Raw genomic sequence first — 14,698 nt, 5'->3', positions numbered from 1 at the left:
TTCACCCGGCTACACCTTCGCCTCTCTCCCCGAGAGCTTCGCCTTCACCAGGAAGTGCGAGAACGCCCCGAGGAACTCGCTCACCGACACGCTGCCGTTCTTGTCGACGTCGCAGACCTGCAAGAACTCGTCGATATCGCCGTCTTGAAAGCCCTTCTCGCGGAACTTCGCCATGATCTCGGAGACGTCCAGGGTGCCGTCTCGATTCGTGTCGATCTCCTCGAAGACCTGGAGCATCGAGTCGCGCATCATCGCTTTGTAGATCGCATCGCGGAGCTCGATCTCGAGCACATCCAGGATGCTCCCGTCGGGAGACTCCAGGAGCCAGGGCGCCATCATCGTGGATCTCAGCACCGTCACCGTCGAGCCCGGCGACGCCGAGACCCCGAGGCGCCGCTTGTAGTCCTCGATGAAGACCTTGCCGTAATGCTCCTCGCTGAAGTCCGTCGTGCTCACGATCATCCGGTAGTGATAGATGTCGTCCCCGGGGGCGATGCTCAGGAGATCATAGATCGCCTTGTTCAAGCGGTTCATCATGTCGAGGCTGGTGTTGATCGAACCGTCGGGGTGCTTGAAGTTGACGGCGTAGGTGAGGATGTTCTGGTCGGGGCCGAGCTCCGGCAGCAGCGCCATCGCCTCGGGGTCGGCCAGGAGCTCCTCGAGGCTCGGCCGGTCGATCCGCTCGCGGATGAACTGCAGCTCGTTCTCCGCGTCGCCGCCCCCGATCTCCGCCGGGAGCCGCGGGACCGGGACGAGGGTGAACCGGTCGTCCGGGCGAGCCAGGCAGAGGAGCCGCGCGTAGAACCTCTTGCAGTTGAACAGGGCCTTCCGGTGGAGCTGCCCGTACCCGCTCCGGGTGGGTCGGATGACCTTGTGGCTCAGGTAGACCGCCGCCACCGCGGCGCCTGGCTTCGACCCTTCGAGCCCGTAGATGCCCACGGTCGGCTCCGCGTCCCCGTGGACGATGTACGGGGCCTTGAACGTCACCATGTCGCGCATCGCCGAGTTCCGGTAGCAGAGCGCCCCGGCCGGGTAAGGGACATAGCCCGACTTGTGCGGGTCCACCGTGATCGAATCCGCCCGGCCGAGCGCCGAGAGCTGCGCCGTCACGTACCTGCTCATCCCGATCTCGGCCGCGGGCCCCGAGGGCGCCTCCTTCGCGCGCGGCCCCTCGTCGGGGCGGAGGATCGAGGCGAAATAGCCGCCCCAAGCGGCGTCTGCGTGGACCGCGAACGAGAGCCCCTCCTTCTGGAATCGCTGGCGCAGCTCGAGGATCCCCTTCAGCGGATCGACCGCGCTCTCCTCCGTGCTCCCGACGACGCTCACCACGGTGTAGACCGGCCGCCGCTCGTCGAGGCAGCGCTTCAGCGTCGCCTCCAGCGCGGAGAGGCTCATCCGCGCATCGCAGTCCACCGGGATGTCGAGCACGTTCGCCGAGCCGATGCCGAGCACCGCCGCCGCCTTGGGGAATGAGTAATGCTTCGTGGCGGGGACGAGGAACACGGGCGAGCACGGCAGGTCCGCCCCACATCGCCGGTAGAGCTCCTGGATGCCGAGGTGCTGGAGGGAGTGGCCCGCCATCGCGGCCGTGATCGTGTCGCTGGAGATGCCGTACTCCTGCGTGAGGCGCGCGGGCAGCGCGAGGATCTCGTCCACCTTGAGGTTCAGGAGCGACCAGGCGTCGAGCGCGCCGAGCAGCGCGCGCCTGCCGTCGCACGTGGTCACGACGAGCTCACGCGCCGCCGAGAGGCTCGGCTCGGACTTCAGCGCGTCCCGGAGCGACAGCGGGTAGAACTTCAAGTTCCTGGCGGACCAGATCGCCTCGATGTTCGCGACCGTGCCGCCGCAGGTGATGTGCCCCCACGGTCGAACGGCCTGCTCGCCGGCGCCCTCGTCCGGCAGCGGATAGCCGAGCATCCGGCAGAGATCGTCGCCCACGATCATCTCCAGGATCGTGGTCGCCGTGGACCCCTCGAACGCGACGTTGTTGGGGTTGTAGAGCATCGCGGCGAAGTAGCCGAGCACGCTGGGGATCGATGTGTCCCAGTTCATGTGCCCCTGGTACCGATCGCTGAAGAAGGGCACCGATTTCTTGAGGAACGACATGAGCGACCGGAAGTTGTCCTTCAGCGAGTCCATCGCGTGGAGGTAGGCCGGGTGTCGCTTGGACTGCTCGGTGATGTGCGTGGGATCCTGAGGGTGGAAGTTCCGTCGCCAGAACGAGTGATCCCGGATGGCCTCGACGATGAGCCTCTCGAGCTCGTCGGCGTTCTCGGCCTTCGGGCCCAGAAACCACGCCTCCGGCGCCCTGGTCCCGGCCCCTTTGAGGAACGGCCCGTCGCCGAATTGGAAGGTTTGTTTCATCCTGGATTTGTCGTTCGACGCCCGCCCGCTCATGGTGCTTTCGCTCCTCTTTGCTCGCCCTCTCGAGGGAATCTCGCAACGAGGGTGGCCAGACGGTACAAGGTCGCCTTGACCACGGTCAAGCCGGCGCGATCCGCCCGGATCCGGCGCGCGCTTCTCTGCCAGCGCGCTTCGCTGCGATGCGTCACCGGCCACGGGCGCTCGGCGAGGCGGCGAGCGCGCGCGAACCTGTCTGCCATCGCCGACAGAGTGTCGTCGCTGGCCGTCACTCTTGTGTCGCGAGGCACAGACATCGCCTGTGTGGGTGGAGGTGCATCGAACGCTCGATGCACTCCAGAAGACGAGCGTCAAGCTCTCATGCGTCCTGGTACGCTTTATGTTCGTACGGCGGACGAATCAACGCACGATCGAATACGCGTATGGTTGCGCGCGTAATTGAGCGCGCTATCACTCGCAAGCCCACCTCATCCATCGGTAAACGATCCCACCGTCACGGTGGAAATATACAGGTGGATATCCCAAGTGAATAGCGGTAGGGACACTGGCGGCTCGACGCGCCTGTTCAACCGAGGCTCATGCCTCCTCATCGCCGCGCGACGCGCGATCTTCCACAAGGTGTGTGCATGAAAGAACGTATCGCAGGTCCCCGTTCCTCCCGAGCCGAAGCCCTCGCCCGAACGAAGACCTCGTTCTACGCCGCTTCGGCCCTCCTCCTCTCTGCCGCCATGGTCGGCTGCATCGGCTCGCTCGATGAGGTGGACGTCGCTGGCGCGAGCCTGGAGGAAGGCCGGGCAGAGGGCGCGCTCGAGAGCCGCGATGGCTCAGGCGACGACGCCGCCCCCGGCGGCAGTACCTCCGCCCCCACGCTTGCGTGCGCGCCGCTGTGCAACGGGAGCTGCACCCCCATCGATCTCGCGACCGTCAACACCAACGGCGCACTTCAGCTCGCGCTGACGGACCAGTACGTGTACTACGGCGGCGGCTATGGCTCCGAGGTCGGCGACGACGAGGTCGGCAGGGTCCCCAAGGCCGGCGGCGCGAAGAGCATCCTCATCGATAGGCTCACGTACGTGACCGAGCTCGTGGGAAGCGGCCCCTACGCCTACTTCGCCGGCAGCGGTCCCGGCCTCGGGAGCAAATTGAACAGGGTGAACCCGGACGGCACCATCACCGCGCTGCCGATCGCCGGCGGCTACCCGTCGGGGGTGGCGGTGGACTCGACCCGTATCTACTGGATTGGCAACAATCGTTACGACATCTACGCCCGGCCGCTCTCGGGCGGGACCCCTTCCGTGGTCGTCCCTCGCGGGGGCGGGTTGCGGACGTCATTGTTCGAGGACGGCGATAGCCTGTACTATCGCGAGATCGCCTCATCTGGCATCATGACGGCGCCCAAGTCTGGCGCCGCAGCGCCGACCAGGTTCATACCTCGTCTGACCTGGTATCTCGACTTCGACGGGGCCAACGTCTACTACGCCGCCAACGGGGTCTACAGAATGCCCAAGAGCGGCGGCACCCCCGTCCAGCTCGCCACCGGAGGGACGAGGGTCGTCGTCGATGACGAGAGGATCTACTGGCTCGATGGAACAGCCCTCCGGGCGATGTGCAAGGACGGCACCGGCACCCAGGTCCTGGCGTCCACCGGCGAGCTTTATGACCTCGCCGTGGACGGCACGGGCGTCTACTGGGCTGGCGAGGGCAAGATCCGGAAGATCGCAAAGTAGCCCGCCTGGGGCGCTGGGGGGCTGCGGTCTGGCGCCGTGCTCCCAGCGCGGTGGCGCGCTCGCGACGGACCCGCGCTCGACGGGCTACGGCGCCTGCGCGCCGTCCACCACGGCCGCGAATTCCGGATCGGTCAAGCTTTTCATGAAGGGGGCAACCCCAGGTTGAACCTGACACCGGCGTAATCGCCGGCCGGGGCGGTGCCCACGATCTCGGTCCTCGTCTCCGGGCTGCCTGTCTCACAGGTCCCCGTGCCGTCCTCGAAGTCGAGGAACGCGACCTTGTCGCGCTGCCAACTGCCGTCCTGATCGAGCGAGAGCGGCTCCTCGGACCCGTCGTCGCGCACAAGCCGGACATCATGGACGTACATACGAAAATCGAGCGGCTTCACCGCCGATCGGGTCGTGCCGACTCCGTCGAATGTGGTCGTGCAGGAAAACGGCTTGTCGCCGACCTTGGCGGCGAAGCTCAGCGCGAACGTCTTCGAGGCGATGTCCTCGTCGCCCTCGCCGCACCCGCTCAGCGCCGCGAGACAGGCCACGCTCAGGAACGTGACACGAGCCATCGAACCAACCATCGGGCAACCTTTCAAGCTACGAGGCGGCAGCGTCGTCACCACCGCGCCGGAACGGATAGCAGCCTACTCGAAAGTCGGCTCTCCTGGGATGCATCAATTTGTCGCACCTCGCGGCCGTCCTCCGCGGGGAGCCGGCGGCATCCGTGCGAAACGTGCCCGAGAGCGCCTATCAAGAGCCAGTGTAGACGCACCTGAGGCAGCTCAGACGGAGGCTATCAGGGTTGCATTCCCAGATCCGCGATGCAGCTTCCTCCAAGCGGCCCGGAGCCTCTCAAGCGCTCTGAGGCGTCGCTTCCTCGAGGTGTCTCTCGGTGGATACGCCGCCTTGTCTCGTCGGCGGGGACCGCGGCGGGCGGACCATGCGCCGGGGCCACCGCCACGACGAATACGAGCCGCCGCTCCATACGTAGGGGAGCTCGGGGCTGTCACGTAGGGGAGCTCGGGGCTGTTCTCTGATGACCGGCGCTCGTCCAGACGTCTGGCCACCGATACCGTCAATCGCCTCCCGCAGGGCGCTTCTGGCTGCCTTTTGCCGTGTCCTCCCCCGCGAGTTCGAGCAGGCGCGCGAGCACGACCTCGAGCCACCCCACCGTGCGCCCGCACCGGCCGGCGCCCCACGGCGCCGGCTCCCCGGCCCGGAGCGCCCGCGCCCCGTTCGCGATGCCGCCGGGGCGCCGCCGCAGGTGGCGCATGCAGAGGTCGCGCAGGTCGACGAAGGGCGAGCGCTGGAGGCCCTCCTGCGCGAGCAGGTCGACCGTGAAGACGCCCCACGTGCCCAGCACGCCGTCGCCGACGAAGGCGCGGAACCGGGCCAGGGCGGCGCACGCGTCCTCGCCGTCGCGCAGGCGGGCCTCGGGCACCTCGAGCTGGTGCGCGACGCTCGGGCCCAGCGGGCGCCGCGGCCGGAGGAACGCCTCGAAGCGCTCGCCCGAGGCGCGGCAGGCCACGAGGTGCACGAGCTCGGACCTGGGCTCGACCGCGCCGTCGGCGGCCGGCCAACCGGCGTTGGCGCCGCCGTCGACGAGCACCACCCTCGCCGGATCCGCGAGGTAGGGGCGCAGCGGCGCGAGCGGCGGGGGCGCCTCGGCGCGCCGCTTCCGCGGGGCCGTGCTCCGCGCCTGGTGCTCGATCTGCCGGTCGACCATGAACGCGAAGGCCCGCAGCATCGCGTCGAAGCGCGCGGGCTCGCCCTCGAGGGCGCCGAGCGCGCTGGCCACCGCCTCGACCGTGGCGAGGCACTCGGGCCGCGGCTCCCTGCGGATGCGGTAGTTGCCCGGCGCCCGGGGCGTGACGCCGATGCGGCGCACCGCGGCCAGGCGGGGGTTCAGCGCGAGCATCTTCCTCGCCTGCCACCACGTGCCGTCGACGACGATGAGCGAGCGCACCGGCGCATCGTCCGCCGGGCGCGCGTCGCCCCCGGGATAGAGCACGGCCGTCGTCGGATCGGCGGCGAGGGCGGCGATCCTGGGGTCGTCCTCGAAGACGACGCCTTCGTGCAGCTCGGAGTTGGGCAGCGAGAGGTGGGTCATGCGCGCCGTGCCGATGCCCACGCGCCGCTCGCGCGGGTGCTGGAGGAGCACGACCCGGGTCCTCGTCGGCAAGGAGGGCAGGAGCGAGCAGTAGCAGACCGGACGGGGGCGCCGGCAGCGCCAGCAGACGTCGCGCATGGAGGCACCCTAGAACACCGGCCGGGTCGATCGACCGAGAAGTGAACCGCCAAGGGCGCCACGACGAGAACGAGATGTTGGCGTCTGCGCGCCTTGGCGAGGCCGAGCCCCCTCGAGGAGCCGGGCGTGAGCCGCCAGGAAGGTCTATCCCGGCAGGGCATCGGCTCGCGACCTGCGCCGCGCAGGGCGGCGCGGCGCGGTGACCGGGCTCAATCGACGGCGGGCGGCTGCGGCCCTGGGACGATGCCGGCGATATCCGGATCTTCACCCGGCGCCAGACCGCCGCTCGATCCCTTGTCATTGCGGCGCTCGAGGCGGTTCGCCGTCTTCTCGCGCTGCTTCTCGATACGGGCGCGCTCTTTCTGGCGCTTCAACGCGGTCTGTCGTTGCATGATGACTCCAGGTTCAGGACGCCTTTGATCGGGCGCCCTGGAATAGGCTTCTCGGTGAGATCTGCCGGCGCACGCCCGGACGGACCGACATGTGGTCGCGGTCGAGCCGGAGCGTGTGCCCACACGTTACACGAGCAGCCTGGTTTCTCTGGCACGTTCGACGAGACGAGCACGCGGAGAGGCCATCTCCGGCGCGCTCGGTAGTCCGCTCGAGCTCGACTGGCTCGTGCGCAGGCTCACGCGGTGGCAAAAAAGGCGGCGGACCTTCGGGGTCCGCCGCCCTATTTCGACGGTTCGAGCAGCGCGATCAGTAACGACCGCGGCCGCCGCCGCCGAAGCCGCCGCGCCCGCCGCCGCCGCCGCCGCCGGCCGGGCGCTCCTGCGCCTCGTTGACCTTGAGCGCGCGCCCGTCGAGCATCAAGCCGTTGAGCTGCGAGATCGCGCTGTTCGCATCCTGGGCCGAGCCCATCGTGACGAACGCGAACCCGCGCATCTGGCCGGTCTCGCGATCGGTCGGCATCGAGATCTCGCGGACCTCGCCGCTGCCGGAGAAGGCGCTCTCGAGGGACTCGCGCGTGGTGTTGTACGAGAGGTTGCCGACGTAAAGACGATTACCCATGACACGTTGCTTTCACGGCCTGCAGCTGCGCTCGTGAGCGCTCATTCGCCTGCCATTCGATGAAGCCGTTGCGGATCGAACGGTGACGTGCCGCGCGGCGAATCCCGCGCAGGCACACGGTGCGTCGTCCAGTCATCCGCGCGAGCAACGCCTCCCTCGTACGGAGGGAGAAAAAGCATCGTGTCGAGGGCCAGTGACGTCGTGAGGAAGGCAGGGTACTCCGGCACGGCGTGATGCGCAAGGGGTACCGTGCAGGATTCTTCCATGCGCGGCGTGTCCCGGGCGATCTGCGAGGAGTCAGGGCACAGGCGCGGACGGCCCTTGCAGAAGGCGGCGCCGATCCGCCGGTGATGAGCCCGCCGCCGTCGCCGGGCTCCAGAAGTATTCCCTTGTACCCGACGTCACGGTGACGCCCCTGGCGAACGGGAGCAGCGGCGAGGTCGGTGGCCTGTGCCGACCGCGCGGGCACGACCGCCCAGCTCCTCGGGCTCTCCGATGGAGAGGTGTCGTTGTTACAGTCGATGCCATTGGTCGCGGTCCGATAAAACCACTGATCGCCCGCGCCGTATGCCACGGTTGCGTCCCGACGAACTGGCATCGTTGACGCTCGTCCGCGCACTTCCTCCACGCCGCGAATACATAGGGCGTCAATTTTATGCTCTCGCTATGACTCTGAGCCCGTCTGCTCTGGCTGTCGGAGGTCGCCGCGGCCCGTGGCTCTCGTGGCCAGCGGCCGCGGCCGCCTCAGAATTTGCCCCCCAGCGCGACGCGGACCGTCGCGAGCTTGCCCTGCTCCAGGCCGAACCCGAGCGGCTCGTCCAGCGCCACGAGCAGCCCGGCCCGGAAGTACAGGCCCGACGTGGGCGGCTCCACCCCGACGAAGGGCTCGGCCGCGAGCACCACCTTGTCGGTCCGCGTGAGCGGGAACGCGGCCTGGAGCCGCGCGCCGACCCCGAACCCGCCCAGGCTGCGCAGCTCCGCCTCGGTGGCGTGCTCGATGAAGACCTCCGTCTCCCCGTCATCGGTGGGGATGGCGAACATCGCCACGAGATCGCTCCGCACGTAGAACGCCTCGATCGGGCGCAGCTCGACGCCGCCGCGGGCGCGCAGCGGGACGTGCTCCAGGAGCGTCCGCTGCGCGTCGAAGTACCCGCGCACGGCCAGCGCCGCCGCCGCGGCCGCCGCCGTGTCGTCGGACGGGTCCTGCGTGATCGGGATGGAGGCCGAGAGCCCGCCGACGACCATCAGCGTGGGGAAGACGCTCGCGACGTAGTGGAGCCCTATCGAGGGGTTGCCGAAGAAGAACCCCTCGAGCTCCGGCGCGACGGTCGCCGCGTCGCCCACCGCCGCGTCGGGCGGCCTCGCCTGGCTGCTCCCGTACGCGAAGGGCAGCTCGGCGTCGAGGTGGAGCCCCGCGAAGAGCGGGATCTGGGCGACCGCCGCGAAGGACGCCGCGAAGGAGCTCGCCTCCCCGCCGGCGCTCGTCCCGCCGCCGCTCGCCGCTTCCCGGCGCGGGAGGTTCGCCTCGATGGTGCTGACGAGCACGTCCGCCTCCACGCCGAGGCGGAAGCCACGGGCCTTCGCCCAATCCTCTTCCTTGACGGTCTCCTCGGCGAGCGCCGGCGCGGCGGCCGGGAGCAGGAGAGCGAGGGCGGCGAGGGACAAGACAAGCGGACGCATGCCGATATCTTAGCGAGTTCTCCGGCCCGGGGCCCTCCGCGGGACCATGGACCAGGAGGAGCGCCCGTCGTCCCGCTCTGGTCGAGGCCGGCCGGCGGGGGGATTTTTCTCGCGGGAGCGCGCGCCTCCGGCCGCGGGGGCGTCCCCGCGAGGACCAGCGCGTCGAGCGGCTCCAGCCCCACCTGGAGGCCGAGGTGGGCGCCGCGTCGCGCCAGAGCGCGCGGTCGAAGCCGGGAGGTTCACGCCACAGCCTGCGGGGCTCGCAGGCATACTCCGCGACCTGGCGGACGCGCGGATCCACGGAGGCATCGTGAACGCTCGGGTCACCCGGATCAGGGCATTTGCTCCGCGACGGGCCGAGGCATCCCCTCGACGCAGGTTCCACCTCGTTCGCCCGCAGGGGACGCCGGTGGCGGCTCCGGTCATCGCCGTCCTGTGCATCGTCCACGGTCGCCTCGTCTATCCCGTGTACGGCATACGCATCGGCACGCCGGACGTGGCGGCGCTCGTCATCGCCATCTTCTACGGCGGCCTGCACGCGATCGGTCTCCTGCTGGGGGCTGCGACGCTCGCGCTCAGCCTGATCATGAGACGCGGAATCCACGGTAGATGGGTCGCGGTTCTCGGCATCGCGACGAGCGTGGCCGATGTCGTGGGCGCGTATCCGTACAGTACGCGTTCGGTAGACCCCATCCTGACGCCGAGCAGGTCCGGGACATAGGCTTGCCTTGTGATGCGAGAGCGACGGCAGGGCGCCGGCACCAGCGGCGAGACCGGACTGAGCAGACCTGGTCGCCGTATTTGCTCACCAGCACGTGCGCGAGCAGCCCTGGTCCGGCGAGCGACCGGGGGACGGGACTGTCGGCCACGTCCGCAATGACCACGCCCGCCCCCGGTACGAACATGCGGCCGCGCCGCGGCACCGCTCTCACCGCTCACCGGCGTCGCTTCCCAACCGCGAAAGCGCCCCCGAGGAGACCAGAACGGCCAGACCGCGCGCAACTGCATGATATCGCTCATGTTGTGGCACTCGCTTCTCCGGAGGATCAGCGCCCGACGCAGTGGGATACGAACCGTGTAATTCCGAATACTTGCGCGCTGTCTGGCTGGTTTGCACGCCTTCGCGGTCGCTGGGCCAAGTCGTCGCGGCGCTGCTGTCTACACATCGATCTCGAAGGGCATATCGTGCGCGGCGCGTGAACGTGATAGCGTCCGCGCCCGATGAGCACCAACCAGAAAACGCTTGAAAACAAGGTCGCAATCGTCACCGGAGGCGCCTCCGGCATCGGCCGCGCGCTCGGTGAAGAGCTCGCCCATCGAGGGTGCGAGGTCGTGCTGGCGGATCGCCAGCACAGCGTCGCCGCGGAGGTCGCCAAAGGCATCACCGACCGCGGAGGCCGCGCGACCGCCGCCGAGCTCGACGTGCGCAGCCTGCCGGCCTTCAAGGCCATCGCAAAAGACACGCTGCAGCGCTCAGGCCGCATCGACTACCTGTTCAACAACGCCGGCATCGTCGTCGGGGGCGAGATGGCCAGTCACGTGCAAGAGGACTGGGACGACGTCATCGACGTCAACCTGCGCGGCGTCGTTTACGGCATCCAGGCAGTCTACCCGATCATGGTGAAGCAGGGTTCAGGACACATTTTGAATACAGCCTCCGTCGCAGGCCTCGTCGCGGGCTTCAACGAGGGCGCCTACACCGCCACCAAGCACGCCGTCGTCGCCGTCACCAAGGCCCTCCGCGTGGAGGCAGAGCGCTACGGCGTCCGCGCCTCCGTCCTGTGCCCCGGCACCATCCGCACACCCATCCTCACCGGCGGTGTGTACGGCCGTATCAACGTGGAGAACGTCTCCAAAGAGGCCATCATGCGCATGTCGGAGCGCCTGCGCCCAATCCCCCCCGAAGAGCTCGCACGCCGCACGCTCGACGCCGTCGCCCGCAACGAGGCGATCATCGTCCTGCCCAAATGGTGGAAGGCGTTCTGGTACCTCGATCGCCTGTCTCCGGCGCTCAGCCTCAAGCTAGCCAGCTACAGGCACAAGCGCATGCGCGAGGAGATGCTGGCCGCCGGCGCCAAGCCCAAGAGCATTGACGCCGACGCGTGAGCGGGATCCGTGAGCACATTGAATAGACTCCGGCGCCATATGCTCGACGGCGGCCGCGCCGAGTTCCTCACTGTCGAGCTGCTGGATGGTGAACGACCACAGCCCCGAGCGCGTGCCCCAGGCCCAGCGATCCGAAGCCACGCCCTTGACGACCCGCGACCCAGCACCGGCACGGGCGCACGCCCATGGCTCCGTACAGCTCCCCGGCCTCCCCGCGCTTGTCGCGCAGCTGCCGGGCACAGCAGCCAACCTATCGGAACCACTCAGGATCATTTATGCGTCTGCGAATTGTTTGCCCCTCCCACAAGACCTCCCCGAACACGCTCGCGGCGCGCAGGACGGCCCGGGCCCCAGGCGGCAGCCTCGCGAGCCGGGCCTGCACCATCGCCAGCACCTCGTGCGCCTGCGGGCGACCTTCACGCGGGCGGCGACGTCGGCGTCGACCGCGCCCTTCCCCCGGCTGCTGTTGCGCCCAGCCACCCGTCGTCGCAGGCCGCTCTTGCTCTTGCATCGTGTCGCGAATCTACGGCGACGGCGCGCACCTCGCGAGGATCCGGTCTACAGAACGGATATCGGTGTTCGCGCCGTACACCTACGAAACGCTCAGGAGCGCCACATTTCTTTCGATTAGGGCGTCTCGTCCCAAACGCGACCAGATGCAGTTCCATTGCTGCCGGGGTTGAACACCTCGACGGCGATGACCTGATAGGTGGGATCGTCACTCGCATCCAGATTGTTCATGTTCGGAACAATCCAGCCGGTATCGGCCCATGCCTTCAAGTGATCGGCGAATATGATTTTGTGGTCCTGTCCGAGGGCCTGCGGCCGAGCAGGCTTACTCCAGTATTGGTAGAAAGTGGAGCGACCATTGATAGAGGGCTGCTGCTGCCGCGTTGAGCGGTACGTGGAATACTCAACCCCATCGCTCACGAAGGTCTTGCCAGCGGTAGCACCTTGGCTGGGGTCATAACTCCATCGTTGCAGAATGTAATACTCCACCAGGTGTGCCGGGTTCGAAGTAGGCATGGTCTTGTCGTACCCCCAGCCGTACAAAGCGATATAGCTCGCGCCGCTGTCGTTATTCAAGCGGTAGCCGATCACCCTGTTCTCATCTCCGTAATGCCATCCCGGACCACCGACATAGTTATAGCCACCGCCCTGCCAGGTCACGCTGAATTCGCCATTCGGGTCCACAGTCAAAGATGTCGAGCCGCCATCTTTCCAGTGGGTGAAGAAAAAATCACCAACATGACCCGTTGCGTGATTTGAAGTGATCACGGTTTTTTCAGTGTATTGCTCAGTGTAGGCTGAATACTTGGAGAAATCAGGGAGAGGCGGACCCGTCGTATCCCCGCCTCCAGCAGAACCAGAAGAACTAGAGCTGCTCGCAGACGAGCTAGAGCTGCTCGCAGACGAGCTAGAGCTGCTCGCAGACGAGCTAGAGCTGCTCGCAGACGAGCTAGAGCTGCTCGAAGATGAGCTGGAGCTGGAGCTGGAGCTGGAGGATGACGAGCTGCTAGAAGACGATGAGCCGCCCGAGGGCTCCATGGTATCGGCACCACCGTCACAGCCTGCTAGCGCGACTGACGCGAACGCCAGTATGAACCAACGAGAGGACCGATTCTGCTGCAAATTTTTCATGGACGCTTTCCAGAATTGCTTGCTGACGATTGTTATCATGCGATGTTTCACGGCTTATACCTTCGCCCATTCTCGAGCAATTGTGCCCTGGGCCACGCTCTCTCTGGAAGGTTGATCGGCCCACGCTGCGCGCGCCGCTCCCCGCTCTCGCCGGAGGCGGCGAGCAGCCGGTACATCGTGCGGACTGTGACCGAGCTTACGCTCCGCGAGAGCCTCGCTGCCGTGGAGGGCGAGCAGCTTGCGCCACGCCGCCAGGAGGGGGCTGTCGATGCCCTCGCGACGCAGCGACGCGTCAATGTCCCCGCGCTGGGTGCACGCAGCCGCCTCGCGAACGATGCGCAGCTTCTCCGCCGCCGAGAACTTCCGCCTCTTGCCCGGCTTCGCCACGCTCTCGACGGCGGCGCCACTCGGGCGGGGCGCAGCGCCCTGCGCCGCTGGGGCGGGGGTAGGATCGACGGATCGGAGATGGGAAAGCTTCGGCACGGGTCAGGTCCATTCTCCGCCCTTTCACCACAGATTTCCAGAGGCAGTTTGTCTCACCCGACGTTGGCACAGAGGGGAGCGCACTGGAACGTCGGTGGGCTCGCCAAGCGCGGTGAGGAAGCGGGCGATGCTCCTTGGCTCGGTGAGCATGGCGACGAGCTTCATCCTGCCTTTGCAAGCTGGACACGCGAGGACATCGATCGCAAGCGTGCGGCGCAGAGGCTCGGCCCACGGCCGGTAAGCGCCCCGCTTGCGTTTGGGAGCGGGCTCGTCGTCCGCCCTCCGGGTTGAATTTCAATTCTACCGGGAGGCTCTCGGCAGCCTTTGGGTTGGGTTTCAATTCTACCGAGAGCCTCTCGACACCCTCCGGGCGGCGCGCGCCTCCTCTGGCCACGACGCGCGCCGACCTACCGCTCCCGGCGCCCGGCCCGGTGGCCCCCCGTCACCCCTTCCCCGCCGCCTCCCAGGCCTCCAGCAGCTGCCGCGCGGCCCGCAGCGGGCTCAGCGCCCCGGCCTCCACCAGCCCCTCCAGCCCCGGCATCCGCTCGCGCACGGCGGCGCTCCGCAGGAACGCCTCCCGCAGGTGCCCCTCGATCAGCTCGACCAGCCAGCGGCGCGCCTGCGCGGCCCGGCGGCGATGCAGCCACCCGCTCTCCTGCATGTGCGCGCGGTGGCGCAGCACGAGCTCCCACGCCTCGCGGACGCCGCGGTTCTCCTGGGCCGAGCAGACGCCCACCACGGGCGCCCAGCCGTGGGGCGGCGGCGGGAACAGGTGCAGCGCGGCCTCGTACTCGCGCCTGGCGCGCGCGGCCCGGCCCTCGCCCCCGCCGTCGGCCTTGTTGATGATCACGAGGTCGACGAGCTCCATGATCCCCCGCTTCATCCCCTGAAGCTCGTCCCCGGCCCCGGGGAGCATGAGCAGCAGAAAGCAATCCGTCATGTCGGCGACCGCGACCTCGGACTGCCCGACACCGACGGTCTCCACCAGGATGTTGCGGTAGCCCGCCGCCTCGCAGAGCACGATCGCCTGGCGCGTCGCCCGCGCCACGCCGCCGAGCGAGCCGCCCGACGGCGACGGGCGGATGAACGCCCGCGGATCGCTCGCCAGCCGCGGCATCCGGGTCTTGTCGCCGAGGATGCTGCCGCCGTGAACGGGGCTCGTCGGGTCGACCGCGAGCACGGCGACCGTCTCCTCCCGCTCGCGCACGAGGTGCACGCCGAGCGCGTCGACGAACGTGCTCTTGCCGACGCCCGGCACGCCGCTGACGCCGAGGCGCACGGCGTCGCCCGCGCGCGGCGACGCGTGCGACAGACACAGCTCCAGGACCTCCTCGGCGAGCTCCTGATGGCGGGGGAGCGCGCTCTCGGCCAGCGTGATGGCGCGCGCGAGCGCCGCGCGGTCGCCCGCGACGAGACCGTCGACGAGCTGCCTCGGATCCGGCTTCAA

12 protein-coding genes are annotated in these 14,698 nt (G+C 68.3%); 4 read left to right on the top strand and 8 right to left on the bottom strand.

Going from position 1 to position 14,698, the window contains the following annotated elements; translation table 11 throughout:
- Positions 1–9: 9 nt before the first annotated feature.
- Positions 10–2,364, bottom strand: a complete 2,355-nt coding sequence (locus WME98_RS41140; RefSeq protein ID WP_437947125.1) for a pyridoxal-dependent decarboxylase — start codon at positions 2,362–2,364, stop codon at positions 10–12.
- A 623-nt stretch (positions 2,365–2,987) separates the two neighbouring features.
- Between WME98_RS41140 and WME98_RS41135 the strand changes: the two genes are divergently transcribed.
- Positions 2,988–4,088 carry a hypothetical protein gene (locus WME98_RS41135; RefSeq protein WP_437947124.1) on the top strand — a complete coding sequence of 367 codons (1,101 nt, stop codon included), beginning with the start codon at positions 2,988–2,990 and terminating at the stop codon, positions 4,086–4,088.
- Positions 4,089–4,228: 140 nt separating this feature from the next.
- On the opposite strand, the gene WME98_RS41130 is transcribed toward WME98_RS41135, so the two are convergent.
- The 5 genes from WME98_RS41130 to WME98_RS41110 form a co-directional block, all read right to left on the bottom strand.
- Complete coding sequence (locus WME98_RS41130) at positions 4,229–4,705, bottom strand: MbnP family protein (RefSeq protein WP_437947123.1); 477 nt, start codon at positions 4,703–4,705, stop codon at positions 4,229–4,231.
- A gap of 452 nt (positions 4,706–5,157) precedes the next feature.
- Positions 5,158–6,330: a DTW domain-containing protein gene (locus tag WME98_RS41125; protein ID WP_437947122.1), complete on the bottom strand. Its 1,173-nt coding sequence runs from the start codon at positions 6,328–6,330 to the stop codon at positions 5,158–5,160.
- Between the two features lie 209 nt (positions 6,331–6,539).
- Complete coding sequence (locus tag WME98_RS41120; protein WP_061628774.1) at positions 6,540–6,722, bottom strand: hypothetical protein; 183 nt, start codon at positions 6,720–6,722, stop codon at positions 6,540–6,542.
- A 307-nt stretch (positions 6,723–7,029) separates the two neighbouring features.
- Positions 7,030–7,341 carry an RNA recognition motif domain-containing protein gene (locus WME98_RS41115; RefSeq protein WP_437947121.1) on the bottom strand — a complete coding sequence of 104 codons (312 nt, stop codon included), beginning with the start codon at positions 7,339–7,341 and terminating at the stop codon, positions 7,030–7,032.
- 744 nt (positions 7,342–8,085) lie between these two features.
- Positions 8,086–9,021, bottom strand: coding sequence for a hypothetical protein (locus WME98_RS41110; protein WP_437947120.1), 936 nt, complete (start codon positions 9,019–9,021; stop codon positions 8,086–8,088).
- A gap of 409 nt (positions 9,022–9,430) precedes the next feature.
- On the opposite strand from WME98_RS41110, the gene WME98_RS41105 reads away from it, so the two are divergent.
- Both WME98_RS41105 and WME98_RS41100 read left to right on the top strand, forming a co-directional pair.
- Positions 9,431–9,742 carry a hypothetical protein gene (locus WME98_RS41105; RefSeq protein WP_437947119.1) on the top strand — a complete coding sequence of 104 codons (312 nt, stop codon included), beginning with the start codon at positions 9,431–9,433 and terminating at the stop codon, positions 9,740–9,742.
- A gap of 500 nt (positions 9,743–10,242) precedes the next feature.
- Positions 10,243–11,127, top strand: a complete 885-nt coding sequence (locus WME98_RS41100; protein ID WP_129574331.1) for an SDR family NAD(P)-dependent oxidoreductase — start codon at positions 10,243–10,245, stop codon at positions 11,125–11,127.
- A 627-nt stretch (positions 11,128–11,754) separates the two neighbouring features.
- On the opposite strand, the gene WME98_RS41095 is transcribed toward WME98_RS41100, so the two are convergent.
- Complete coding sequence (locus tag WME98_RS41095; RefSeq protein ID WP_437947118.1) at positions 11,755–12,405, bottom strand: glycoside hydrolase family 11 protein; 651 nt, start codon at positions 12,403–12,405, stop codon at positions 11,755–11,757.
- A 37-nt stretch (positions 12,406–12,442) separates the two neighbouring features.
- Here WME98_RS41095 and WME98_RS41090 point away from each other — a divergent pair, with 37 nt between their 5' ends.
- Positions 12,443–12,883, top strand: a complete 441-nt coding sequence (locus WME98_RS41090) for a hypothetical protein (RefSeq protein ID WP_437947117.1) — start codon at positions 12,443–12,445, stop codon at positions 12,881–12,883.
- Between the two features lie 810 nt (positions 12,884–13,693).
- Here the strand turns inward: WME98_RS41090 and meaB are convergent.
- The gene (meaB, locus tag WME98_RS41085) at positions 13,694–14,698 is read right to left on the bottom strand and encodes a methylmalonyl Co-A mutase-associated GTPase MeaB (protein WP_437947116.1); all 1,005 of its coding nucleotides are present in this window, start codon (positions 14,696–14,698) and stop codon (positions 13,694–13,696) included.

The organism is Sorangium sp. So ce296, from assembly GCF_051529605.1.
In the GTDB taxonomy this organism is placed as follows: Bacteria; Myxococcota_A; Polyangia; order Polyangiales; family Polyangiaceae; genus Sorangium; species Sorangium cellulosum_D.
Note: the sequence above shows the minus strand (reverse complement) of the source record. Positions and strands in the feature narration are given on the sequence as shown.